The sequence below is a fragment of the Sneathiella glossodoripedis JCM 23214 genome (assembly GCF_000616095.1).
In the GTDB taxonomy this organism is placed as follows: domain Bacteria; phylum Pseudomonadota; class Alphaproteobacteria; order Sneathiellales; family Sneathiellaceae; genus Sneathiella; species Sneathiella glossodoripedis.
In genome coordinates this window covers 1,508,842-1,532,504 of record NZ_BAMS01000001.1, presented here as the reverse complement: position 1 = coordinate 1,532,504, position 23,663 = coordinate 1,508,842, and the positions used below count along the sequence as shown (strand labels likewise).

Annotated in this window: 21 protein-coding genes and 1 other RNA gene; 1 reads left to right on the top strand and 21 read right to left on the bottom strand. The window is 48.6% G+C overall.

All coding sequences use genetic code 11. The annotated features are described in order from the left end of the window. Position 1: 1 nt before the first annotated feature. The 11 genes from mraY to JCM23214_RS07570 all read right to left on the bottom strand — a co-directional run bounded on the left by mraY (position 2) and on the right by JCM23214_RS07570 (position 11,900). Positions 2-1,090 (bottom strand): phospho-N-acetylmuramoyl-pentapeptide-transferase, encoded by a 1,089-nt coding sequence (gene mraY / locus JCM23214_RS07625; protein ID WP_025898441.1) that lies wholly within the window; start codon positions 1,088-1,090, stop codon positions 2-4. 2 nt (positions 1,091-1,092) lie between these two features. Next, complete coding sequence (locus JCM23214_RS07620) at positions 1,093-2,526, bottom strand: UDP-N-acetylmuramoyl-tripeptide--D-alanyl-D-alanine ligase (protein ID WP_025898440.1); 1,434 nt, start codon at positions 2,524-2,526, stop codon at positions 1,093-1,095. 3 nt (positions 2,527-2,529) lie between these two features. Continuing rightward, a complete protein-coding gene (locus JCM23214_RS07615; RefSeq protein WP_025898439.1) occupies positions 2,530-3,978 on the bottom strand; it encodes a UDP-N-acetylmuramoyl-L-alanyl-D-glutamate--2,6-diaminopimelate ligase in 1,449 nt (482 codons plus the stop codon). After that, a complete protein-coding gene (locus JCM23214_RS07610; RefSeq protein WP_025898438.1) occupies positions 3,965-5,749 on the bottom strand; it encodes a peptidoglycan D,D-transpeptidase FtsI family protein in 1,785 nt (594 codons plus the stop codon). Before JCM23214_RS07610 ends, JCM23214_RS07615 begins: the two co-directional genes overlap by 14 nt. Further along, positions 5,746-6,165: a cell division protein FtsL gene (gene ftsL, locus JCM23214_RS22270; protein WP_025898437.1), complete on the bottom strand. Its 420-nt coding sequence runs from the start codon at positions 6,163-6,165 to the stop codon at positions 5,746-5,748. The genes JCM23214_RS07610 and ftsL overlap by 4 nt, the downstream gene beginning before the upstream one ends. Beyond that, positions 6,165-7,118 carry a 16S rRNA (cytosine(1402)-N(4))-methyltransferase RsmH gene (gene rsmH / locus JCM23214_RS07600; RefSeq protein ID WP_025898436.1) on the bottom strand — a complete coding sequence of 318 codons (954 nt, stop codon included), beginning with the start codon at positions 7,116-7,118 and terminating at the stop codon, positions 6,165-6,167. The genes ftsL and rsmH overlap by 1 nt, the downstream gene beginning before the upstream one ends. Beyond that, positions 7,118-7,576: a division/cell wall cluster transcriptional repressor MraZ gene (locus JCM23214_RS07595; protein ID WP_025898435.1), complete on the bottom strand. Its 459-nt coding sequence runs from the start codon at positions 7,574-7,576 to the stop codon at positions 7,118-7,120. The genes rsmH and JCM23214_RS07595 overlap by 1 nt, the downstream gene beginning before the upstream one ends. A gap of 489 nt (positions 7,577-8,065) precedes the next feature. Then, positions 8,066-9,952: a cation:proton antiporter domain-containing protein gene (locus JCM23214_RS07585; RefSeq protein WP_025898434.1), complete on the bottom strand. Its 1,887-nt coding sequence runs from the start codon at positions 9,950-9,952 to the stop codon at positions 8,066-8,068. Between the two features lie 104 nt (positions 9,953-10,056). After that, an RNA gene (gene rnpB, locus JCM23214_RS22290) (RNase P RNA component class A) lies at positions 10,057-10,436 on the bottom strand. A gap of 28 nt (positions 10,437-10,464) precedes the next feature. After that, the gene (locus JCM23214_RS07575) at positions 10,465-11,160 is read right to left on the bottom strand and encodes an N-acetylmuramoyl-L-alanine amidase (RefSeq protein ID WP_025898433.1); all 696 of its coding nucleotides are present in this window, start codon (positions 11,158-11,160) and stop codon (positions 10,465-10,467) included. Then, positions 11,160-11,900, bottom strand: a complete 741-nt coding sequence (locus JCM23214_RS07570) for a TerB family tellurite resistance protein (RefSeq protein WP_025898432.1) — start codon at positions 11,898-11,900, stop codon at positions 11,160-11,162. The genes JCM23214_RS07575 and JCM23214_RS07570 overlap by 1 nt, the downstream gene beginning before the upstream one ends. 216 nt (positions 11,901-12,116) lie before the next feature. On the opposite strand from JCM23214_RS07570, the gene JCM23214_RS07565 reads away from it, so the two are divergent. Next, positions 12,117-13,328: an MFS transporter gene (locus JCM23214_RS07565; RefSeq protein ID WP_025898431.1), complete on the top strand. Its 1,212-nt coding sequence runs from the start codon at positions 12,117-12,119 to the stop codon at positions 13,326-13,328. Here the strand turns inward: JCM23214_RS07565 and ccoS are convergent. The 10 genes from ccoS to JCM23214_RS07515 form a co-directional block, all read right to left on the bottom strand. Continuing rightward, positions 13,325-13,477: a cbb3-type cytochrome oxidase assembly protein CcoS gene (ccoS, locus tag JCM23214_RS23080; protein WP_084264624.1), complete on the bottom strand. Its 153-nt coding sequence runs from the start codon at positions 13,475-13,477 to the stop codon at positions 13,325-13,327. The genes JCM23214_RS07565 and ccoS overlap by 4 nt on opposite strands. Before the next feature lie 91 nt (positions 13,478-13,568). Then, complete coding sequence (locus JCM23214_RS19630; RefSeq protein ID WP_199899389.1) at positions 13,569-15,791, bottom strand: heavy metal translocating P-type ATPase; 2,223 nt, start codon at positions 15,789-15,791, stop codon at positions 13,569-13,571. Continuing rightward, positions 15,779-16,273 (bottom strand): FixH family protein, encoded by a 495-nt coding sequence (locus tag JCM23214_RS07550; protein ID WP_025898430.1) that lies wholly within the window; start codon positions 16,271-16,273, stop codon positions 15,779-15,781. Before JCM23214_RS07550 ends, JCM23214_RS19630 begins: the two co-directional genes overlap by 13 nt. Beyond that, entirely contained in the window at positions 16,273-17,733 is a 1,461-nt protein-coding gene (ccoG, locus tag JCM23214_RS07545; protein ID WP_025898429.1) for a cytochrome c oxidase accessory protein CcoG, read from the bottom strand. Before ccoG ends, JCM23214_RS07550 begins: the two co-directional genes overlap by 1 nt. Before the next feature lie 41 nt (positions 17,734-17,774). Beyond that, positions 17,775-18,641: a cytochrome-c oxidase, cbb3-type subunit III gene (gene ccoP, locus JCM23214_RS07540; protein WP_025898428.1), complete on the bottom strand. Its 867-nt coding sequence runs from the start codon at positions 18,639-18,641 to the stop codon at positions 17,775-17,777. Further along, positions 18,641-18,799: a cbb3-type cytochrome oxidase subunit 3 gene (locus JCM23214_RS07535; RefSeq protein ID WP_037492643.1), complete on the bottom strand. Its 159-nt coding sequence runs from the start codon at positions 18,797-18,799 to the stop codon at positions 18,641-18,643. Before JCM23214_RS07535 ends, ccoP begins: the two co-directional genes overlap by 1 nt. Positions 18,800-18,808: 9 nt before the next feature. Beyond that, positions 18,809-19,534, bottom strand: coding sequence for a cytochrome-c oxidase, cbb3-type subunit II (ccoO, locus tag JCM23214_RS07530; protein ID WP_025898426.1), 726 nt, complete (start codon positions 19,532-19,534; stop codon positions 18,809-18,811). 5 nt (positions 19,535-19,539) lie between these two features. Next, positions 19,540-21,162 carry a cytochrome-c oxidase, cbb3-type subunit I gene (ccoN, locus tag JCM23214_RS07525; protein ID WP_025898425.1) on the bottom strand — a complete coding sequence of 541 codons (1,623 nt, stop codon included), beginning with the start codon at positions 21,160-21,162 and terminating at the stop codon, positions 19,540-19,542. Between the two features lie 197 nt (positions 21,163-21,359). Beyond that, the gene (gene hemN / locus JCM23214_RS07520; protein WP_025898424.1) at positions 21,360-22,709 is read right to left on the bottom strand and encodes an oxygen-independent coproporphyrinogen III oxidase; all 1,350 of its coding nucleotides are present in this window, start codon (positions 22,707-22,709) and stop codon (positions 21,360-21,362) included. 11 nt (positions 22,710-22,720) lie between these two features. Continuing rightward, positions 22,721-23,518, bottom strand: a complete 798-nt coding sequence (locus tag JCM23214_RS07515; protein WP_159104316.1) for a helix-turn-helix domain-containing protein — start codon at positions 23,516-23,518, stop codon at positions 22,721-22,723. Between the last annotated feature and the right edge of the window lie 145 nt (positions 23,519-23,663).

Sequence of the window (23,663 nt, the reverse complement as noted above, 5' to 3'; positions counted from 1 at the left end):
ACTATCTCAGTTTCAGGGACGCCAAACCAATCAGCGCCAAAATAACGGCTATAATCCAAAACCGAATAACAATGGTCGGCTCCTGCCATCCTTTTTGTTCATAATGATGGTGTAGCGGTGCCATCCTGAAAACACGTTTTCCGGTAAGCTTAAAAGAGGCTACCTGCACAATCACGGACACTGTCTCAAGCACAAACAATCCACCAATGATTGCCAGTACAATCTCGTGCCGGGTAACGACACTGATCGCGCCAAGGGCACCACCCATTGCAAGCGATCCTGTATCCCCCATAAATACCATTGCAGGCGGTGCGTTAAACCAAAGGAAGCCAAGCCCAGCACCAAATAACGCCGCGCAAAACACCAGCAATTCACCCGAACCCGGGACTGACTGTATTTGCAGGTAATTAGCGAAGACCGCGTTACCAACAAGATAGGCGATTAAGCCAAAAGAAGTCGCCGCAATCATAACCGGTACAATCGCAAGACCATCAAGGCCATCCGTCAGATTTACCGCGTTCGAGGCCCCCACCATTACCAATACTCCAAAAGGTATGTAAAACCATCCAAGATCGATCAGAACATTTTTCAGGAATGGAATGGTGAGACCAGTTGCCAGGTCCGGACTGGTTGTCTGAACAATCCAGTACGTGGCCGCGAGCGCAATTAAGATCTGAAATAATAATTTGAGCTTTCCAGGAACACCTCTTGTATTGTGTCGGCTGACCTTAAGGTAGTCGTCAATGAAACCGATTGCCCCGAAGCCAAGTGTCACAAGTAAAACGGACCACACATATCTGTTCGTCAGGTCTGCCCATAAAACTGTTCCAAAGCCAAGCCCCAAAAGGATTAGAAATCCGCCCATCGTCGGCGTTCCCTGCTTTGCAATAATGTGTGATTGTGGTCCATCGTCACGAATGGGCTGTCCACGATGCTGCCGACTTTTTAACCAGTTAATAACATGAGGGCCAAAAATAAAACTGATCAACAAAGCCGTGAGCAAAGCCCCGCCACTTCGAAATGTAAGGTACCTGAACAGATTGAAAATCTGGTAATCTTCGGCAAGTGGAAACAAAAGATTATACAGCATATTTAACTCCCCACCTTACCCGCAGGATTTTGATCCACTGACAATGCCAGCAACGCATCAAGAACGACTTTCATTTTACTTCCAAGCGACCCTTTAATCAGAACCACATCATTCGCCTTGACCGACTGGGCAACTAAAGGCGCCAGCTCATCTGAATGCGCGGTATATCCACCTATCAACTCTTTTGGCAAGGCATCAACAAGATGCTGCATGTACGACCCGCAGGCGTATACCATATCTGCCCCGCTTGCCAACACATCATTTGCCAGTGAAGCGTGAATTTCCGGGGATTTTTCACCCAGTTCACGCATATCCCCAACCACCAGTATTTTTCGGCCGCCATCGTTCAACTCATGACTGGCCAAGACCTTAAATGCCGCTTGCATGGCAATGGGGCTCGCATTGTAACTTTCATCAATTATGACAAACGAGCCGCCTTCGACCAGAACCTTGAGCTCCGCACCGCGTCCACCTGGCGCAGCCATGCTCGCAAGGGAATTTGATGCCTTGTCAATATCAGCCCCAATAGCTTTGATAGCCGCCAAGACAGCAAGACTATTCATCGCCCAGTGTTCACCTGGCACTGAAAGGATATAGTCCAGTTTATGACCACAAATATTGGCGGAAATTTCACTGGAATGAGGCAAAATCTTGATTGCTTCAAGCCTCGCATCAGCACTGGCAACTTCACCAAAGGTAATTAGCTGACGAACACCAAGTTGAAGCGCTGCACGCTGCAGTTGATCACTCTCTTCTATGTCAGCATTTATGATCGCATAAGCCTCTTTTGCAAGCCCCTCAAAAATTTCTGATTTAGCGAAAGCAATCTCAGACTTGTCTTTAAAAAATTCCAGATGTGCAATTGCGATAGTCGTGATAATGGCGACATCAGGCCTGACAAATCTGGAGAGTGGCCCCAGTTCACCAGCATGGTTCATTCCAAGCTCGAAAACGGCATATTCAGTGTTAGCTGGCATACGCGCCAATGACAGCGGAACTCCCCAATGATTATTGAAGCTGCCAACACTGTAATGAGTTTTACCCTGCTCTTTCAAACAATGGGCTAACGCTTCCTTTGTCCCGGTTTTACCGACACTTCCCGTCACGGCAATCACTTTAGCTGACGTTCTGGTTCTTGCCGCGACACCCAGTTTTTCCATCGCAACCTGTGTATCTGCTACAAAAAGAAGGTTTGCCCCTTCGGGACAATCTGAAACACTAGAACTCACAATCGCTGCAACTGCGCCGCGCTCAAGAGCATTTGCAACATAGTCGTGACCGTCATTGGCGGGGCCGACAATTGCTATGAACAGATCACCCTTCTCTACAGTGCGACTGTCAATGGAGACACCTGTTGCCTGCCACTGCTGATCATGAACATCCACGCCGATCGCCTGTGCGACCTCTTCTGCTGTCCATAGGGGAAGATCAGCCATCACTCACCCTCCTCCCTGTCTCAACACGTCACGCACGACCTCGCGATCATCGAAAGGAACCGTCCGATCCGCGAATGTTTGTCCGCTTTCGTGACCTTTTCCAGCGATGATAACGACGTCCCCCGGCTGAGCGACTTCAAGAGCTTTTAAAATAGCTTTGCGCCTGTCCCCAATATCAATCCCTTCCGGACAGGCAGCTTTGATCTCTGCTCGGATTACCGCAGGATCTTCACTTCGCGGATTGTCATCAGCAATGATCGAAACATCAGAATAGCGTGCCGCGATAGCGCCCATTTGAGGCCGTTTGCCTTTATCTCGATCACCACCACACCCAAACACAGTAATCAGTCGGTTTTCAACATGCGGCCTAACGGCCTTTAAGACTGTCTGCAAAGCATCGGGCGTATGAGCATAATCTACATACACACCTGCACCGTTCAATGATTTACCGACAAACTCCATCCGTCCCGGAACATTTTGCAACGATGGTAAAACATGTAATACCGACTTCAGTGAAGCACCACTTGCAAGCACAATACCCGCTGCACACAATGCGTTCATGACCTGAAATTCCCCAACCAAAGGTAAGTCCAGCTCGTATATCTGCCCCTCCACATCAATACACAGATGTTGTCCTTGAGGATGCGATTTTGCAGATACCAAACGAATATCCCGTCCCTGATATCCATAGGAGAAAACAGTGACGTCGCGGCGTCTGGCAGCTTCTTCAAAAGCGCTGAAAACATCTGAATCAGCGTTTAATACCGCCACACCCGTTTTCGACACGACACGCGAAATCAGCCCAAGCTTTGCGGCCAAGTAATCCTCGGCACTGCTGTGATAATCCATATGATCTCGCGTGAAATTTGTGAAAGCTGCAATAGATACATTTGCGGCATCCAACCGACGCTGGTCCAGCCCATGACTGGATGCCTCCAGGATAACATGCTCAACACCATCATCCTTGAGCTCACGCAAAACCTTGTGCAGCAACACCGGATCTGGTGTTGTATAATGTAAATCCTCAACGCCATCATCACGCACAACACCAAGTGTTCCAATGCTGGCAGCGCTCATGCCTAAACGGCTCCACAACTGCCTCGTAAAATACGCAACTGAGGTTTTGCCATTAGTACCGGTTACGGCAGCAATAGTATCGGGCTTCCGTCCTTCAAACCGATCAGCCAAAAGTGCCAACTCGAGCCGAGGATCCTCAACAAAATGACTGAAAACTGATACTGTCTCACCCCTATGTTCACTAGATGCGAGGATTGCGACAGCGCCAGCATTTATCGCCTTATGAGTAAAATTCCAGCCATCTGCTTGCGTACCGGGTAAAGCCGCAAATAAATAACCGGGCTGCACTTCGCGACTGTCAGCAGTAATGCCTGTGATCTCTGCATCCATTTGTGGATCAATTTTCGCGCCTTTAAGCAGCTCAGAAAGTCGCAAGCTTTTTCTCCCTTGAATAGGTGGGAATAAACATCCGCTTACGGACTTTGTCGCTGTCCTCATCAACTGGTTTCACTCCCAGGATCGGGCCAATGCGCGAAATCAACCGCGAAATAATTGGCGCCGTAGTCCAGCCCGCGCTCCTAAATCCGTGAGTTGACGCATTGCCTTTGGGTTCATCAAGCATTGCAAGCACAACATATTTTGGATCATCCATCGGGAATGCGCTTACGAATGAGGTAACCAGCGCATCTCTCTTATAGCGACCATTTACCGCCTTTTCCGCTGTGCCGGTCTTGCCTCCAACCAGATATCCTTTTGCCGCTGCCTGTTTACCGGTTCCCTTCTCGACAACCAATCGCATTAACCGGCGAATGACAGAAGACGTCTCCTCACTAATAACACGGCGCCCCTGCACCTCTTCTGGCGCATCTCGTTTTAGGATCGTTGGATTGCGATATATGCCACCATTTACAATGGCACTGGTCGCAGCACTCAATTGCAACGGGCTAACAGATAAACCATGTCCGAATGATATTGTCATGGTTTCCAGTGTATTCCAGCGGGGTGGCAGGATTGGGGCACCGACTTCAGGCAGTTCAATATTTGGACGACGCAGCAAACCTAATCGCTCGAGAAATGCCCGATGCCGTTTTGGGCCAACATCATCCGCCATTTTCGCCGTTCCGATATTGGATGAATACATGTAAATTTCCGGCACGGACAACCACCGTTTCTTAGGGTGATCATCACGAATTCTAAAACCGGCTATTCGGATAGGTTTGGTCGCGTCATAACCGTTGCGAAGCGAAACGGTTTTAAGTTCAAGCGCCATTGCAGTCGTAAAAGTTTTAAAGGTCGACCCCATCTCATAAACGCCAAGGGTCGCTTTATTAAACTTACTATCATTTGGAAAATCACTGGGCCGATTGGGATCGAAATCAGGTAGCGACACCATTCCCAGAATTTCACCGCTGCGAACGTCCATCACCATTCCGGACGCACCGATTGCCTGAAATATTGACATATACCGGCTCAGCTCATCTCGCAAAGCATATTGAACGCGTAAATCCACAGAAAGATGCAGCGCTTCAGCATGCCGATCTGAGCCACCTGCCAGCTGCTCATTAAAATATTTTTCGGCTCCAGCAATACCGCGGTTATCTATATCTGTATATCCTACAAGGTGCGCAGCAAGGACGCCCATCGGATACACCCGCCTTTCTTCTTTTCTGAAATACACCCCGGGTATACCCAGATTATTTATGGCTTTTTGCTGTGAGGGCGTCAGATGCCGTTCTATCCAGACGAAATTTCGCTTTAACCGCAATTTACGTTCTACGGCCTTAACATCCAGGTCCTTCAATACTGTTGATAATTTTTGTGCAGCCTCAACCGGATCAATAACCTTCTTCGGGTTCGCATGAAGGGATACAGTATCCAGAGTAACAGCCAATATATTTCCCGCCCGGTCGTATATAGGTGCCCGCACGTTATGAATTATTGGTGCAGCCTTTGGTGCCACATCTTCAGCAACGTCCTCTACTTCACTTCCTACTCCGGTGAGCGCTAAACCGATTAACCGGCCCGCCAACACAACAAAGCAAAACGCGAACAGAACGCCAGCCACTACCAAACGATTTCGGCCCTGCTCCAAAGTTTCCTTGGCGCTGCCTTCTAACCTGATTTTAGACGTGGTAGCAGATCCTGCCTGACGTGAACCGACTGACATTCTTGTGGGCGATTGATGAGATACGTAAAGATCTGTCATCGCTCACTTCCTCCATCACCCGCCCTGTAGGTCGCAAGCTGCAAGCCAGAACTTGGCAGCGTAACAGGTGACGGGATCTGCAGACGCGGTTTTCGCCGTGGCAAAGGGACACCGACCAAACTCTTGATGCTCGGGTCGATCTCGCGTTCAGGCAACTCTTGCAAACTCGCAACCTGATAAGGCGCAACCAACAGAAGCGGTAAATATTTAGCCGTCAAATCCTTCAAATAATCTGGACGATTTCTATAAGCCCATTCAGCCTTCAGAATTTGAACTGCCTGCTTATTCTCTTTTATTTCAGACCGAATTGACCGCAGATCACTATTGAGCTGCTGCACCTCATAGGAGAGCTGATACAGGCCATAGGATACAACGACCACCAGAACACCAATAATCACCGTCAGATTCCACCGCATCAAACACCTCCCCAGACAGGCGCATCTGTACGGATAGCTCCGCGAAGCCTTGCAGAACGTGATCTCGGGTTCAGAGTGATTTCTTCCTTGGTTGCTTTGATTGCCCCACGCTTTATCAATTCAAAAGATGGACTTGGCGCCTTATCATCAAGAGGCACATGGCGCGATGGATTACCTTTTGCATTCGCACGTTCTGCCAGGAAATTTTTCACCAGCCTGTCTTCCAGACTGTGGAAGGAAACCACAGCGAGACGACCACCCGGCGCAAGCAATCGTTCCGCAGCCTCCAACCCTTCACGCAGCTGCCCCAACTCATCATTCACATGAATGCGAAGCGCTTGAAATGTCCGGGTTGCCGGATGAATTCCCTTACCGCTAGGACGTACAACTGTTGCAATCAACTCTGCAAGCTCGATTGTCCGCGTGATAGCTTTTTTGGACCGTCGCTCTACAATTGCCCGCGCCACCGCACGTGCGCGACGCTCCTCTCCATATCTATAGATGATTTTGACAAGTTGCTCCTCGTCCATCTCGTTCACGACATCAGCTGCTGTCTGTCCCTCAGCAGACATCCGCATATCCAGCGGCCCGTCCTGCATGAAGGAAAATCCACGCTCCGCTTCATCAATTTGCATTGAAGAAACGCCGATATCCAGCGCTATTCCATCTACTTGATGCACCCCATTTTGCGCGAGCAACTCTTGCATATCACCATAAACACCAGACAGCATGGTGAAACGGTCACCCATTTCGCGCTCCAGATCCCGTCCAATTCGAATAGCCCGCGGATCACGATCGATGCCATACAGCTTGCAATCAGCCGCCGCTAAAATCGCACGGCTATATCCCGCTGCCCCAAATGTACCATCGACAACAATTTCGTTGGGCTTGGGGGAAAGCACCTCCAGAACCTCATTCAACAAGACCGAAACATGTGGCGCCCGATCGCTCATCACTCACCTCGCTCGAGTGACTTACCTCGTTGACGCTTTAGTCGCGCTCTCTCCTTAACTTCCTTCATGCGCGCCTCAAAAGCGTCCGGCCTCCAAATCTGAAAACTGTCACCGCGCCCCGCGAACACACATTCGCCAGCAAGGCCGGCCTCCTCAATCATTTCAGCGGGGATTAAAATACGGCCATCGCCATCGATACTTAGCTCCACAGCTTCCGCCATAAGTACATCCGCATCTGACTCGCGATCTTCTGAAAATGGATCAAAGCCGCCTATCTTCTCCAGCAACCCCTCCATCACACCCATGTCACAGGCGTTAATGCAATTCCCCTCAAAACTCGGAAACAGCACGACCGTCTCATATCCACGCCCCAATAGATTAGATCGAAACCGAGCAGGCACTGACACCCGACCCTTCTTGTCGATCTTGTTTCTATGAGTGGACAGAAATAGGGACATGCCCTGTAAACCCCGCAATTTTCCTGAATTATCTCTCCGACCCACGCCCCATTCGGAGAAAAATGGAGCAAATATGGGATATTATGGGATAACATGGAATATTATGGGAGTCAATGGAATTAGGCCTGAAATCGCTGGGTTTTCAGGCCTAATTTGAGCAAATTACTTTTGTTAACTTTTCATCTTCATCGAATGTTGAAGTCCTCTATTCAGCAATTACTTAGATGGTTAATGTTTCTATTTTGTTCTCTTGTGAAATTAAATGTTTTTTCTTTGTTCCGACATGTAAACTCAATTTCAATGCAACCCTGATTCAACCCATGACGCTCGCGAAAAAGCTTTGTGAAAAAAATTTTCACTTCAGCCATTTTTCAGCAATTCTGGGGTGATATGGAAAAGTATCCGAGATAACTAAACTAAGCCAAACAGGTCAAATTAGCTTGGTGCATTTGCGGCTAAGAAAAACACTTCTGCACAAAATTACTACGGTTAGTGCAAGACTTCGTTTCGTTCATGCACTTTTCCATGACTATGTTCCTGCTCTTCACGATATTCGTGTAATGATCCTTCCAGTGCCCTGGCTATGAGAGCATCCAGCGCGTGGGCCGTATCCACACGGGACATATACACATAATCTGCACCCAGATCATACAGCTCCTTCGCAGCAAGCGGCGCTTCTGCATTGGAAATAATAATGGCTTCACGATTGATCTGTCGCAGCATTTTCACGAGCGTCCGATTTGTCGTACCTTTTAAAATTTCATCAGGTACTGTCGCGATAATCACGTTGGCACTGTCCAGACCCGCGTGACGCAATGTCTGTTCACTTGCCAGATCACCATACCGAACGGCAGCCCCCATTTTTCGGATCGCTGGGTGGATCTGAACGTTAAAATCGATCACCATAATACGCTTCATCAACTCAGGTCGATGCGCATGTATTTCGTGCAGTAACGAAGAAGCTACCCGGTGAAAGCCCAATAACACTATATCTGCTGAGTGACTCTCGTCTTCTTCGTCATCGGACGGCTCTTTAAATCCAAGCCAATCCATTACAGGTGCGAAAATTGCGTAAACCCGATATGCGTGCTCAAACAATAAAGGAGTGAGCAGGGCTGTGACAACAAAGGCAAATATGACGGCACTGGAAAAAGTTTCTGAAATATGTCCAGCTTGCCCCCCAAGATAAGCTATCACAAGTGCGAACTCTGATACTTGCGCCAATCGGACTGCCGAAATTTGCGCCAGTCGCCTATCTCCACCGGTCACATAAAACAGTGTCATAAAAATCAACTGACGGGACAACAACGCAAAAACCACAATCATCGCCGCTAGGATCAAAACATCAAAATCCTTGATTTCAGGGATCCCCATCCCTAGCCCCACAAAAAACAGGACAATAAAAAAGTCACGGACAATGCCGACTTTCGCACTGATGTCATGGGCATAGGGTAGCGTCGCAATTGTCATGCCCGCGATCAGAGAACTCATACCTGACCCCACCGCAAGAGAAGTTGGCATTTCAAATAGCAGCTCAACGGCTGCATCCAACTGCCCTCCGATGAAAACGATTGTAAAACACCAGCCAATAGCCCCCACAAACACCATCTGCGGATCTTTTGCGAGCCACTGAAAAGCTCGAGCCACAACAAAACGTGCCAGGACATAAGATATGCCGACTAGAACAAACATGCCAATGAAGGAAACGAGAGCAGGCACCAGCTTGGGTGAATGGAATGTCGGTTGCAGAACCAGAACGACAATGGCCCAAATGTCCTGAAACACCAATATACCCAGCGCAAGCCGACCTGAACCTGTACCAAGCTCATAACGTTCCTGAAACAGCTTGATCACCAGCAAAGTAGAAGAGCCAGCGAGGAATATACCAAAATACAAGGCATCATATTGCCCCGTAAACAAATGTTCCAATCCAACAAGAATTGCACCATTTACAACCAGCATTCCCAGCAAAACTGTAAGCGGATATTGCAATATACCGGAAATGACAATCATCTTTCCGCTACTGGCAATTTTCCGAATATCTATTTCCAGACCGATAATAAAAAGCAGCAGAATGAAGCCAAATTCGGAAATCGTTTCAATATTCTTTGGATTGGTAATTAACTGAAACCCAATAGGCCCGACCAAAATCCCGGCAATCAAAAATGCTGCAATACTCGGCAGGCGACAACGTATTGCAACTACACCAACCAACGTCGCAGCAAAGAGACAAATCCCGATATCATAAATAAGTGGTGGCAGGGCCCCACCCGCGGCATGAGCAGAATTAATAGGCGCGATGCAGGCTAAAAAGACAGCAGTGAAAAACCGCTTCAGCGAACTGAGAAACAAAATTTTGCCCGATTGAAACCCCATACCATCCAGTCTTTTGAACAGGTTACCCAGAACCTAGCATTACCTGCTGACCAAGTGACAATCAATTTATAATTCGGATTTAATCATAAACAACGGCATAAATAATAACCAGATGGCCTGTAAGCCGGGTTTTGTCCTCGATTTCTCGATGGATGATCATTCATCTAGGGTGCCTGTTACCAGACACCTCAAGCAACCAACCGAACGGTAGCCCGGAAAACCTGCTCATGCAGCAGCAATGCCCTGCATCGACCGTTCCTATTTGGTTTTGCTCCCGGTGGGGTTTACCATGCCGCCCCTGTTGCCAACGGCGCGGTGCGCTCTTACCGCACCCTTTCACCCTTACCTGATCTCAGGCGGTTTGCTTTCTGTGGCACTTTCCCTAAGGTCACCCTCGCCGGTCGTTAACCGGCACCGTATTTCCGTGGAGCCCGGACTTTCCTCTTTGCATCCGAAAACGCAAAGCGATCATCCAGCCATCTGGTATGTCAGTGCTTAAACCTCTCCTACGCTCAGGTCAAGCCTTGCCTTGCCACCGCCACGGATGCCACCAGCCGGCAAGTCTCCGCATCGGCTTTGCCAGTAATGGCTTGTGGACGCCAGTGTCTCTGGAATGCTTCGATGGATTTTTCCAGATTAGATACATCATAGCCGATTTTACTGAGCGCCTTCGCCATATCAAAGTTTGACATATTTGGAACCACTATCTTGTCTGGCCAGTAACCGACACCCTTTTTCGCAAACCATTGCCAGGGAAACTGTTCCCCCGGGTCCTGCTTGCGCTGCGGTGCCACATCAGAATGCCCGACAACATTCAGGGGGCTTATTTCGTATTTTTCGACAATCTGCTGACATAGCTCCAATGTGGACAGGATCTGACTTTTGGGAAAGGAGACATAACCGAACTCATGGCCTGGGTTTACAATTTCAATCCCGATGGAGCAGGAATTTATATCTGTTTCCCCATTCCAAAAACCAACACCTGCATGCCAGGCACGCCTGTCCTCTTCAACAAGCTGCAAAATACTACCATCTTCTTCCACCAGATAATGGGCACTCACTTCAGCTGCGGGATCGCAAAGGCGTTCCAACGCAGCCTTACCCGTTTTCATTCCAGTATAATGAAGGACAAGCATGCTGATCTTGCCCTCCCCCTTACGTTCACTATGATTAGGAGATAGGTTTTGCACGATTTTCTGTGCTGACATTATAATCCTCGAAGCTTCGATATCTCGTCATAGGCGGCGTTAATTTTCGCCAGTTTATCGTTTGCCAAATCAATAAATTCCTGTGGAAGGCCTTCTGACATAACTTTATCAGGGTGATTTTCCCGAATAAGCTTACGGTATGTCTTCTTAAGCTCTTCATCGGAAATACTCGAACTCACCCCCAATATTCGATAAGGATCTCGCGCCTCCTCACCAGAATGATAACTTCTGATACGGTCATAGGTTTGCGCATCCATTCCAAAAATATCTGCAATTGTTTTCAGATAGGTATCCTCATCCGGATGCAGGACACCATCAGCCATGGCAATTGCAAAAAGACTGTTCAGCAGATCTTCCTTAATTTGCGGACTGTTTTTAAACATCCGCGCCACCTGCTTGGCATAGGCTTCATAGCCAGCGGTGTGTTCTCGCGCCTTGTCAAAAAACTTTCCAAAATTTGCCTCTTCCTCTTTGGGAATACGAAAAACCCTTTTGAAAGCATCGACCTCATCACGCGTAACGACGCCATCCGCTTTTGCAAGCTTGGCCCCAAGCGCTACAACCGCAACCGTAAAGGCAACCTGTTTAAGCCCGGTATCAACTTTCTCCGGATCCGCGCTTTCATCATTATCTCGATATTTATCAACGACATGTCCAGCAACAGCACCCAGCAACGCACCAATTGGCCCGCCCAGCAGTAAACCCGCCGCGCCGCCCATTAATTTCCCCCAGATTGCCATTCAATTGCCTTTCCCAATACAGCCTCACAAACTATACAGCCACCTAACACCAACGAACAGCCTGCTAACTTGTGACACAGGCACATTTTGTTCGAATAACACCGCATTGCCCGCTTGCTGCTTTCGGATAAATTGACTTTTTGTTTAAATTATGTCGTTCTGAAAATCGCTGGCAACCGTCCGCAGCTTATCACAACAAAAAGAAAAGACTTTTTCATGCAGACACGAAAATGGCAAACACCCGAAGTCCTTCTTATGATCACAGCAGCAGCCTGGGGTGCCGGTTTTGCTGTTTGGATGGCGTTGCTGAACAATTTTGCTGTTGATGTTGTAAATTTCACCGGCCGGGAAATCGGCATTCTGCAATCTTTGCGTGAAATTCCAGGACTGCTTGCCTTTACCGTAATTTTTGTTCTGCTGATCATTGCTGAACAACGCCTATTGATGCTCTCTTTGCTCGTTTTTGGTATCGGCGTTGCACTTACAGGCTATTTTCCTTCCGAATATGGTTTCTACCTAACCACCATCCTCATGTCAGTGGGCTTTCATTATCACGAAACGCTCCGCCAGTCGCTCACCCTTCAGCTCGTATCAAAAGAGCGGGCACCACTGGTTATGGGTCGCCAACTCTCCGCTCAGGCCTTTGCCTCCCTCGCCGTTTATGGTCTTATTTTTCTCGCCACAAAATTTGCAGGGGTTGAATTTGCAACGATGTACGCTCTTGGTGGTGCCGTCTCAGTTTTTGCGGCCCTTTTCTGCTGGGGAGCTTTTCCGCAATTTCATGTCGAAGTCGCCCAGACCAAAAAGATCGTCCTTCGTAAACGCTACTGGCTATATTATGCACTGACGTTCCTAGCTGGTGCCAGACGCCAGATTTTCATGGTATTTGCTGGATTTATGATGGTGGAGAAATTTGGATATGATGTCTCCACTATTACGGCCCTGTATTTGCTCAATCACGCTATCAATATTTTTCTGGCCCCTAAAATCGGTCGGTTAATTTCGCATTGGGGTGAACGCAAGGCATTGGTCTTTGAATATTCAGGTCTGGTCTGCGTGTTTGTGGCATATGCGTTTGTCAATGATGCTACATTGGCCGGTGCATTGTATATTATCGACCATCTGTTTTTTGCCTTTGCCATCGGTATCAAAAGCTATTTCCAGAAAATTGCCAACCCCAAGGACATGGCAGCAACGGCCAGCGTCAGCTTTACCATCAATCATATTGCAGCGGTTGTAATTCCTGTCCTGTTCGGCATTTTGTGGCTCACTTCACCCGCCAGCGTATTTCTGGCCGGGGCCGCTATGGCTGCTTTTTCACTATTGGCTTCGCTCAATATTCCCCGTCATCCTGAAGCCGGTAACGAAACAGTCAAGGGCCCGCAATTTCCTGAAGATGAAGTTCTGGTCCAGACCAAAATCGCTTAAGCCCTGTCATCCTCATCATCTATCAGGATACGGTTTGCTGCGCCTTCAAGATCTTCATACTGCCCTGATTTGAGACTCCAGAGGAACGCAGCGAGCCCAAGGCCGCCTAGGAATAAAGCGATCGGGATAAGATAGACGAGAACGCTCAACTGATTTCCCCTCTAGCTCTGGCGAGCCGCATGGAATTAATACATACGATAAGCGATGATGCCGACATCGCTATAGCCGCAAAAAGCGGGGTTACAAATCCAGCAATAGCAAGCGGGACAGCGATCGCGTTGTAAGCGAAGGCCAATCCGAAATTCTGTGTGACCAACAGCCTTGAGGTGCGTGCGACCCGAACACCTCCATAACAGCCCCCAGTTTTTTCCCTTGGAATACAAAGTCAGCTGCGGTCTGACTAATATCGGCTGCATCTGCTGGAGACATGGAGACATGGGCCGCAGTTAATGCCGGTGCATCATTCAAACCATCTCCGACCATCAGCACCTTGCACCCTTGCATCTGTAGCTCTTGCAATCGGGCCACTTTGTCACCGGGCAACAGTTGCGAGCTCCACCGTTCAATTCCCGCCACTTCTGCCACGGCAGAAACAACTTCTTCGCGATCACCGGACAGTAGCTCAATCGTAATGCCGCTTCGAATGAGTGTTCTTATAACCTCTTTCACATCTGACCTCAGCCGATCCTGAAACTGAAGTTGAACAGGGTCGCGTCCCTCAACACACAGCCACATTTCCGGTAGCGGATCGACAGAGGCCTGTAATTCAACCCCATTTTCGACACACCATTTCCGGCTTCCCAAACGCACATTCCGACCATCGACAACAGCGGCCAGGCCTTTGCCAGGATATTCCTGCACAGCATCGATAGCTCTGAAGTCTGAAACCGACCTTGTCACGGCTTGCGCTAACGGATGCCTGCTGTTAGCTGCAAGTCCAGCGGCCAACTTCAAATCTGCAGGATCAATATTCTCAGCATTAACCAAATGAAGTCGCCCTTCAGTCAAAGTGCCCGTTTTATCAAAAACGATCCGATCAATCTGCGCCAGCCTTTCAAGACCATCAGCAGATTTTACCAGAATACCCCTCTGCAATAACCGCCCACTGGCAACCACTTGAACAACCGGCACAGCCAGACCAAGCGCGCAGGGGCAGGTTACAATCAAAACGGCAATCGCCTGTATGAGGGATAATTGCCAATCATGGCCAAGTAACCACCATCCGGCAAATGTCAGCGCGGCGAGAATATGAACAGCGGGCGCATAATATTCAGCAATGCGATCCGCCATGCGAATATAGCTCGCCCGGCCCTGCTCCGCATTTTCCATGAGCCGAACAATGTCACCCAGCAAGGTATCCTCTCCGGTTTTGCTTGCCCGTAAACGAACCGGTGCCCCCAGATTGAGCGTCCCTGCAAACACATCCGATCCGGCGCTCGCCTCCACCGGCAGGCTTTCACCTGTTACCAGTGAGTTATCAATACTGGTCTCACCTTCCAGAATTGTACCATCGACCGGAAAACGATCACCCGCAGCGACGAAAACCTGCGTGCCCGGAACCACATTTTCCACTGGAACTGATCTGTGACTGCCATCTTTCTCAATGACGGTGGCTGCCACTGCCTTTAGCATAAGCAATCGTTCCGCCGCAGACCTTGCCCGGCTGCGGGCTCTGCTATCCAGATACCGCCCGATCAACAAGAAAAACAGCAATGTCACAGCCGCATCGAAATATGCATATTCGCCACTTTGAATTGTCTCGGAAAGGCTCATCCCCACAGCCAAAATCACCGCAAGTGAAATGGGAACATCCATGTTCAAGCGACCTGCCTGCAGGGCAGAGATTGCAGATTTAAAAAAAACCTGCCCCGAATAGGCGACCGCTGGCATCGCAATCAGAGCCGACACCCAATGCATGAAATCGCGCATCGCCGGGCCCATATCCGCAGAAAACAAACCTGCCCAAACGGAGACCGACAACAGCATCACATTGGCTGCCGCGAACCCGGCCACTCCCATTGCCCGCAAAAGCTTCTTGTCTTCTTCCTCTGCTGCGGATTTTATCAGTTGAGGATCATAAGGCGTGAGCCCATAGCCCAGATCAATAACTGGCTTGACCAACTCCGCAGCCTCCGCCTCCTGTTCTGTCCAGCGAACAAGGAGCCTGCGGGTGGAAAAGTTCACCCTTGCCTCTATAACTGCGGGATGCGCCCTCAGGCTCTTTTCAATAGCCTGAATACAATTTGCGCAATGCATTCCCTCCACCAGCAAATGCAAAAGCGCCTGACCGGATTGGTCATGACTGACAAATGCTGCAGGATCAGCAGAAACAAAATCCTTAAATTGAGTTTCAGGTCGAAACTCCCCAGCCAGAGTAGTTGCTCCACCCGAACAGCAATAGGCGCCTCCCGTACTTGAAAAGGACGATACAGCGGATTGTTTTTCAAGTGCTACTTGATCCATATCCGTTTCTCCAGCCGATAAGGCGACTCGTGCGCGGCATCATACAGCTCTATACGCAGCTCCCAATTTCCCAATTTATCAAGGGTCGCAGCTGCCGTAAGTTCATTGCCATTTTCGCTAAACACCAGATCAACATCCTCACCTTGCACAGCCGGTCTCCAGAACACCGCTTTTACATCCGTGAAACGAACCGGTTGATCCGTTGCATCAAGCACATTTAAGGTTACCATCACTTCACCATTGGTCCCATGCCTGATGTTCAGATCAGGTTTCCAACCTCTGGCAATTTGTTGCTCTTTCGCCAGCAGTGCCTGATTATAATTTAGGCCTTTCTTGTATGGATCTTCTGTCGACAAGCCAGAGAAGCTGGTAAGCGCAAAATACAGAAAAAATCCGTTTGCAATCAGCATGAACAGGAAAAAACCCACCAACATAGCCAGAACATGTTTCCCGGTAATCGGGCGCGTAGCTGAAAATGCCATTATCTTGGTCCTTTGAATGTTGTTTCGGTTCGCTCCGCATTTCCATTTGCAAGATCTTTAACAACGATCGCAATATCCCTGCTGCTCTTACCCGCAAGCTGTTCCGCATTTGCGGCCACAAACAATTTAACGCTTGAAACGGCATCCCCTGGCACAACAACGATCAGATCTTGCTCATTATGCCCTTCCGTTTGCAACCATCTGGAAGTAATCTCAATTCCCTCTACGGATATCTCAAATCGCCGCAGATCATGTGTTTTGTTCAGAATTTTTACCGTATAGCCATTTCGTAACGTTCCATCAGACAGTGTCACATATAGCGGATTGCGGTCCCTGATAACATTGACATCAAGCTCTGACCGGTTCAAAAGCGTAACCAGCATAATCGAGCCAACGAGCAGCAAAAGAAAGCCGTAAATAAGTGTTCTTGGCCGGATAAAACGGACCTGCTGTTTCTTGATCGGCTCAGCAGTATTTTGCCCTGCATATGTATCATAACTGATCAAACCTTTGGGGAGCCCAATCTTTTCCATAACCCCATCGCAGGCATCAATACAGAGCGCACATGTTATGCATTCAAGCTGGGAGCCATCGCGGATATCGATCCCCATTGGGCAGACAGCAACGCACTGGTTGCAGTCAATACAATGACCCCGTCCTTCCCAGCTATCCCCTTTTTTGTGCGGCCCACGTGGTTCACCTCTCAGCGCATGATAGGTTACACTAAGGCTTTCCTCGTCAATCATAGCACCCTGAATGCGCGGCCACGGACACATATATGTACACACCTGCTCTCGCATCAGTCCGCCAAACACATAAGTAGTCGCCGTCAGGATTGCGACCGTAATATAGGCAACACTCCCGGCTTCAAACGTTAGCAGATCCCGAAACAGTGTGGGTGCATCCGCAAAGTAAAAGACCCACGCTCCGCCTGTCACAACTCCAATCGCGACCCAGATGGTATGTTTGAGAAAGCGTTTTTGAAACTTATCGAAACTCATCGGCGCCCGATCAAGCTTCAATCGGGCATTTCGATCTCCTTCAATAGCACGCTCAACGAAAATAAAAAGATCCGTCCATACGGTTTGCGGGCAGGAATATCCGCACCAAGCTCGCCCGAACAAAGCTGTCACCAGAAAAAGGGACAAGGCGGCTACGATCAGAATACCGGTTATGTAATATACTTCCTGTGGCCACAGCTCGATAAAAAAGAAGTAAAAACGGTTATGCTCAATATCAACCAGTACGGCCTGATCTGGTGCACCCACTCCTCGGTCCCACCGGATCCAAGGCGTGATGTAATAGATTGCAAGTGTAATCCCCATAATAATCCACTTCAGACGGCGGAAACTTCCCGTCGCCTTCTTCGGATGTATTTTTTCACGTTTGACATAAAGTGAGCGGTTTTCCTTTTTATTGACCGCCGTTACATCAATTTTCTCAACGGAACTACTATCCACTTAACAATCTCCTGCTGGAGGAAAGAGAGATCGGAGGGCGGCTACTTGCCGCCTCCCAGTGAATGAACATACAGACTGATCTGACGGATCACACTCTCGTCAAGACGATCGTCCCAAGCGGGCATTACATTTGCGCGCCCATTGGCAATCGTGTTGACAATCGTTTGCTTATCTCCGCCATAAAACCAGATTGCGTCAGTCAGATTTGGGGCACCAAACTCCGGATTCCCGCGTGCGTTCTCTCCATGGCAGGATGCACACTCGTTGGCGTAAACTTCGGCGCCACGAGTAACTGCCTCTGGATCACGTCCTTCTTGTGACAGGGACAGAACATATTCTGCCACGTCAGATACCTGATCTTTCTCCAGAATTTCATCCCGCAAAAAGGCTGGCATCTCACCGGTGCGTGTCTCGTCATGATCCGACCTGATGCCATATTTGATGGTTTGGTAAATCGCATCTACTGAGCCACCCCAAAGCCAATCATCATCATTCAAATTTGGGAATCCAGGTGCACCCTGTGCGCCAGACCCGTGACATTGTGAACAATTAACCGCGTAATTGGATCGACCACCAGAAAGCGCAAATTGATACAATTGAGGATTATTTTTCACATCAGCAAGATCCGCGTTCACAAGCTCTGTAGTGATGGATGCTCGCCCCTCTTCTACACTTGCAAGCTCTTCATGTAGCTCTGCCCGTGAGGAATACCCAAAAACACCTTTGGTATAATCACTGACCAATGGCCAAGCCGGGTATACAACCCAGTAACCAATCGACCAAATGATCGTCGCATAAAAAGTCCACAGCCACCACCGCGGCATTGGGTTATCAAGTTCCTTGATACCATCCCAATCATGTCCAGTGGTATCAACGCCGGATAGTTCATCTTTTTCCACTTTGGACATCAGTCTTTCTCCTCAAGCGGAATTTGAGCTGCCGCATCAAATTTCTTTTTATTTCGGGGCCACAAGGCATAAACCAGAACAATCATGAACAGGCCAAACAGGTATAAAAGTCCCCATGTCTGGGCAAAGTAGGAAGCATCCTGAAATGTAATATCCATTTGATCCTCCTATCGATTATTTTGCTCTGGCTCATAGCTGGTAAAATCAACCAGCGTGCCAAGCATCTGCAGATACGCAATCAATGCATCCAGTTCGGACAGTAATTTTGGATTACCGTCAAAATCCCGAACCTGTGCCTTTGGATAACGGGCCAGCAAACCATCCACGTTATCAGCATCTGGATCAACCTGAGCCTTTAAGTCAGCTTTGGCATTCTCAATCATTTCATCACTGTAAGGCACACCCATCATCCGATGAGCCACAAGATCAGCCGTAATATCGGGAACGCGAAGTTCAGTTTTTTCCAGAAATGAATAAGCTGGCATTACGCTTTCAGGCACAACACTTTGCGGGTTCCGCATATGTGTCACATGCCATTCATCTGAATAACGCCCGCCCACTCGTGCCAGATCAGGCCCGGTGCGTTTTGATCCCCACTGAAACGGATGATCATACATGCTCTCTGCCGCAAGCGAATAATGACCATAGCGTTCAGCTTCGTCCCTCAAAGGGCGGATCATCTGGCTATGACAATTGTAACACCCTTCTCGGATGTAGATGTTCCGACCCGCCAGCTCCAGTGGGCTGTAGGGTCGCACGCCTTTTACCTTTTCAATCGTACTTTCCAGATAAAACAGTGGTACGATTTCAATCAACCCGCCGATGGATACGACAATTAATGTCAGTACGAGCATAAGGATCGAATTTTTCTCAATAATTTTGTGACTAAACATATCCCTTACCTCGCAACCGCTACTTCTGGATTGAGAATAAGCTCATCTTTCTCTTCGCTACGGACATCCCCTTTGGCTGTTCGCCACAGGTTGTAGACCATGATCAGTGATCCGATCAGGAACAGGACACCGCCAAGAGCTCGAATGACATAGAAGGGATGCATGGCCTCCACTGTTTCGCTGAAAGAATATTCAAGGAAACCAAAGGCATCATATGCACGCCACATCAGGCCCTGCATGATACCGGATACCCACATCGCCGTGATGTAAAGAAGGATACCAATGGTGGAAATCCAGAAATGCCAGGACACCAGCTTGTCAGAATAAAGTGATTTGCGCTTCCATACGACTGGCGCCAGAAAATACAGGGCACCGAAGCTGATATAGGCAACCCAACCAAGAGCACCTGAATGCACATGACCGATTGTCCAATCTGTATAATGGCTAAGCGCGTTTACTTCCTTAATGGACATAAGCGGGCCTTCAAATGTGCTCATGCCATAAAAAGCAACAGAGGTTACAAGGAAGCGCACAACGGGATCGGTTCGCAATTTATCCCAGGCCCCCGATAGGGTCATCAAGCCGTTAATCATACCGCCCCAGGATGGCATCCACAGCATGATGGAAAAAGTCATTCCAAGGGTTTGTGACCAGTCTGGAAGGGCGGTGTAATGCAAATGATGCGGCCCCGCCCAAATGTATAGAAAGATCAATGCCCAGAAGTGAATGATGGACAGCCGATAGGAATAAACCGGACGGTTTACCCGCTTGGGAATGAAATAATACATAATTCCCAAAAACCCTGCCGTCAGGAAAAATCCAACGGCGTTGTGGCCGTACCACCACTGGGTCAAGGCACTTTGAACGCCCGCAAATAACGAGTAGCTTTTAACGCCTGTCAGGCTAACCGGGATAGCCAACGCATTCACCACATGCAGCATTGCAACCGTGATGATGAAGGCCAGATAGAACCAGTTTGCCACGTAGATATGCTTTTCCTGACGCTTCCACAGGGTTGCCAGAAAAACCATCAGATAAACTACCCAGACCAATGTCAGCCAGATATCAACATACCATTCCGGTTCCGCATATTCTTTACCCTGTGTGATACCAAGAACGTATCCGCTCGCTGCCAGAACAATAAATAGCTGGTACCCCCAAAACACAAACCACGGCGAAAATGTTCCCGCCAGTCGCGTCCGGCAAGTCCGTTGCACCACATGAAAAGAGGTCGCCAAAAGCACGTTCCCACCGAAAGCGAATATAACAGCGGAGGTATGCAATGGCCGCAAACGACCAAAAGTAGTCCAGGGTAAATCAAGATTGAGCACCGGAAATGATAGCTGAAACGCGATCACAACGCCCACAAGAAATCCAACCACGCCCCAAAACATGGAAGCGATCACTCCATATTTGACAATCGCCAAGTTGTAATCAGGTCCACCTGACTGATCCACCACCGCAGGTCGGGAATTGTAATGTTGAGAAATCAGCGCATAAGCTGCAATCACCGATGCAATCGCAAACGTCATGCCATGGATCATCATTCCCTGATCAACTGCTTTCGCTGAAAGCAGAAGACCAACAATGGCTCCGATGATCGAAAAGGCTATCCATAACAGGTTCATACCAGTCATCCGTCGTTAGATATATTGATCAAATTGGGGAAACACGCCCCATGATTAGGACGGCCATCCACTCCCTGAGCCGAGATTGCCAGCACCGCGGGATTTACACATTGACTTCAGTCAATTCCTTCGCTGATTTCCCAAATTTTTCCGATTAAAGCTACAACAGCCAAAGTACATATATATATTATATTTTACTAAATTGTTCTCGAATGCTGCCCGGCCCCTTTGCCAAGATACGTGTCGAAAACAGCACAGATGGTTCGAACAAGAAATCGGCCCGTTTCCGTGATTTCAATCTTTGCCCCCTTCAAGGACAACAATCCGTCTTCTGCCAGTATCGAAAGAGCTTCCAGCTCAGTTTGAAAACTGCCACTTGGCAGATTATTGCGCGTCTCCACCTCAGCAAAATCAACGGACAAATCACACATCAAGCGTTCAATAATATACCGCCGAATACGGTCGTCCTCGGTAACCGCCACCGCTTTTGCAATGGGTAACCCCTTATTTGCAACAGCCCTTTTGTACTCATGTACACTGGTGACATTCTGAACATATCCTTGCGGCAACATCCCAATTGAAGATGCACCCAGACCAATGAGATTTTGTGCACTATCCGTCGTATAACCCTGAAAATTACGCTTCAGATTATTCATTCCAAGTGCAATAGCCATAGGATCATCAGGCCTCGCAAAATGATCCAAGCCAATCTGAACATATCCCAGCTCTTTCAAGCAATCAGCCGCAACAAGAGCCTGTTCGGCCCGCTCTGATCCACTGGGTAAGTCTGCTTCGTTGATCATTTTCATATGCGATTTCATCCAGGGAACGTGAGCATATCCAAAAAGAGCAATTCGATTTGGGCGCAGCTCGTGTGACAGCTCGATCGTTTTTCGCAATGCCGCGACATCCTGATGAGGCAAACCGTACATCAGATCAAAATTAAGTTGCTCAATGCCATTAGCACGTAAGGCTTTCACTACCTGATACGTCAATCCAAACGATTGTACCCGATTTATCGCCGCCTGAACTTTGTGACTGAAATCCTGAATGCCAAGACTTGCCCTATTGATACCCGAACGTGCCAGCACAGCGATCTTTTCAGGGTCTGCTGTGCGCGGATCAATTTCAATTGCCCTCTCAGCATTTGGGGTGTAGTCAAATAGATCACCAAGCAAGCCCATTGTCGCTTCAAAATCTTCTGCCGACAGGATGGACGGGGTTCCTCCTCCCCAGTGAATATGTGACACTGTAAAACGATCCGGCAACTGCTCTGCGATCAAGGCGATCTCTCTGCGTAAAGCTGCCGCATAATCCGCAACAGGATCATATTTGCGCGTGACCTTGGTGTTGCAACCACAGTACCAACACATTTCTTTGCAAAACGGCACATGCAGATAAAGGGAGAGAGGCTCTGACGGGTCCAGCCGTCGCAACCAATCCGAATAAAAATCAGCGTCTTCGACCGGACGAAAATGCGGTGCCGTTGGGTAACTGGTGTAACGAGGAACAGGCGCATTATATTTTTCTGCGAGTGCCGTAATCATTTCACTTCCCCTCAATGCGCAGAACTTGCGAGCAATTCGAGCCCGTAAAGGTCTGTAATGGAAATATCATGGGCGCTTTTAAGCTCGATGAGGCCCTGTTTACGAAGCTTGGTAAATGTCCGGCTGACAGTTTCAATCGTCAGTCCCAGAAAGTCTGCAATGTCAGCTCGCGTCATGGGAAGGGTTATGGCAACCTCACCGGTGATCTCTTCCAAGTCTGTATCAATGACTCTCCTGACACGTTCCATAAGAAAACTGGCGATTTTTTCCACCGGTGTTTTCCGGCCCAGCACGACCATATGATCCTGCAACGTCATCATTTCTTCCTGCATCATTTCCATAAGCCGGCTTTGCAGCGCATTAAACTCTTCCAGTGAGTTTTTCAGCGCATGTGCAGTAAACTGACAGACAACCACGTCATTGATTGCTTCGGCATCACTAGTGTAATGCCCGCTGGTACTTAAGCCGATAAAATCCCCTTTGGATTTGAAACTGGTTATCTGGCGACGTCCGTCATCCAGCATACGCGACAACCTGACATCCCCTGACACAACGGTATAAACAGTCAGCGCATCGTCAAATTCACTAAAAATCATCTGACCAGGTTTGAAGACATGATGAGTACTGCTTGCTGAAAATGCTTCCAGCTCCCGCCCTTGCAATCTGGCGCAAATTGCCTGTTTGTGGGCGGCACAAGAAGCGCAGTAGTTGGTTTTTGGCTGAAGGGAATTCCCCGCATCAAATGTAAATGATCTGCTGCGAATTTTACGATCTGCATGTGTATCTGGTGCAACTGCCTGGTAAACCATGACATCCATCCTTTCCCCAATTTTCCACGCATCAACCATGCGCCTTAAGCTTGGCAATCAGCAATGTGTCGGGATGTCGCAGGTGCTGTCGCAACTGACTATCGGTCGGAAGCAAACAAAAAAAATCTATATTTTTCAGCAACTT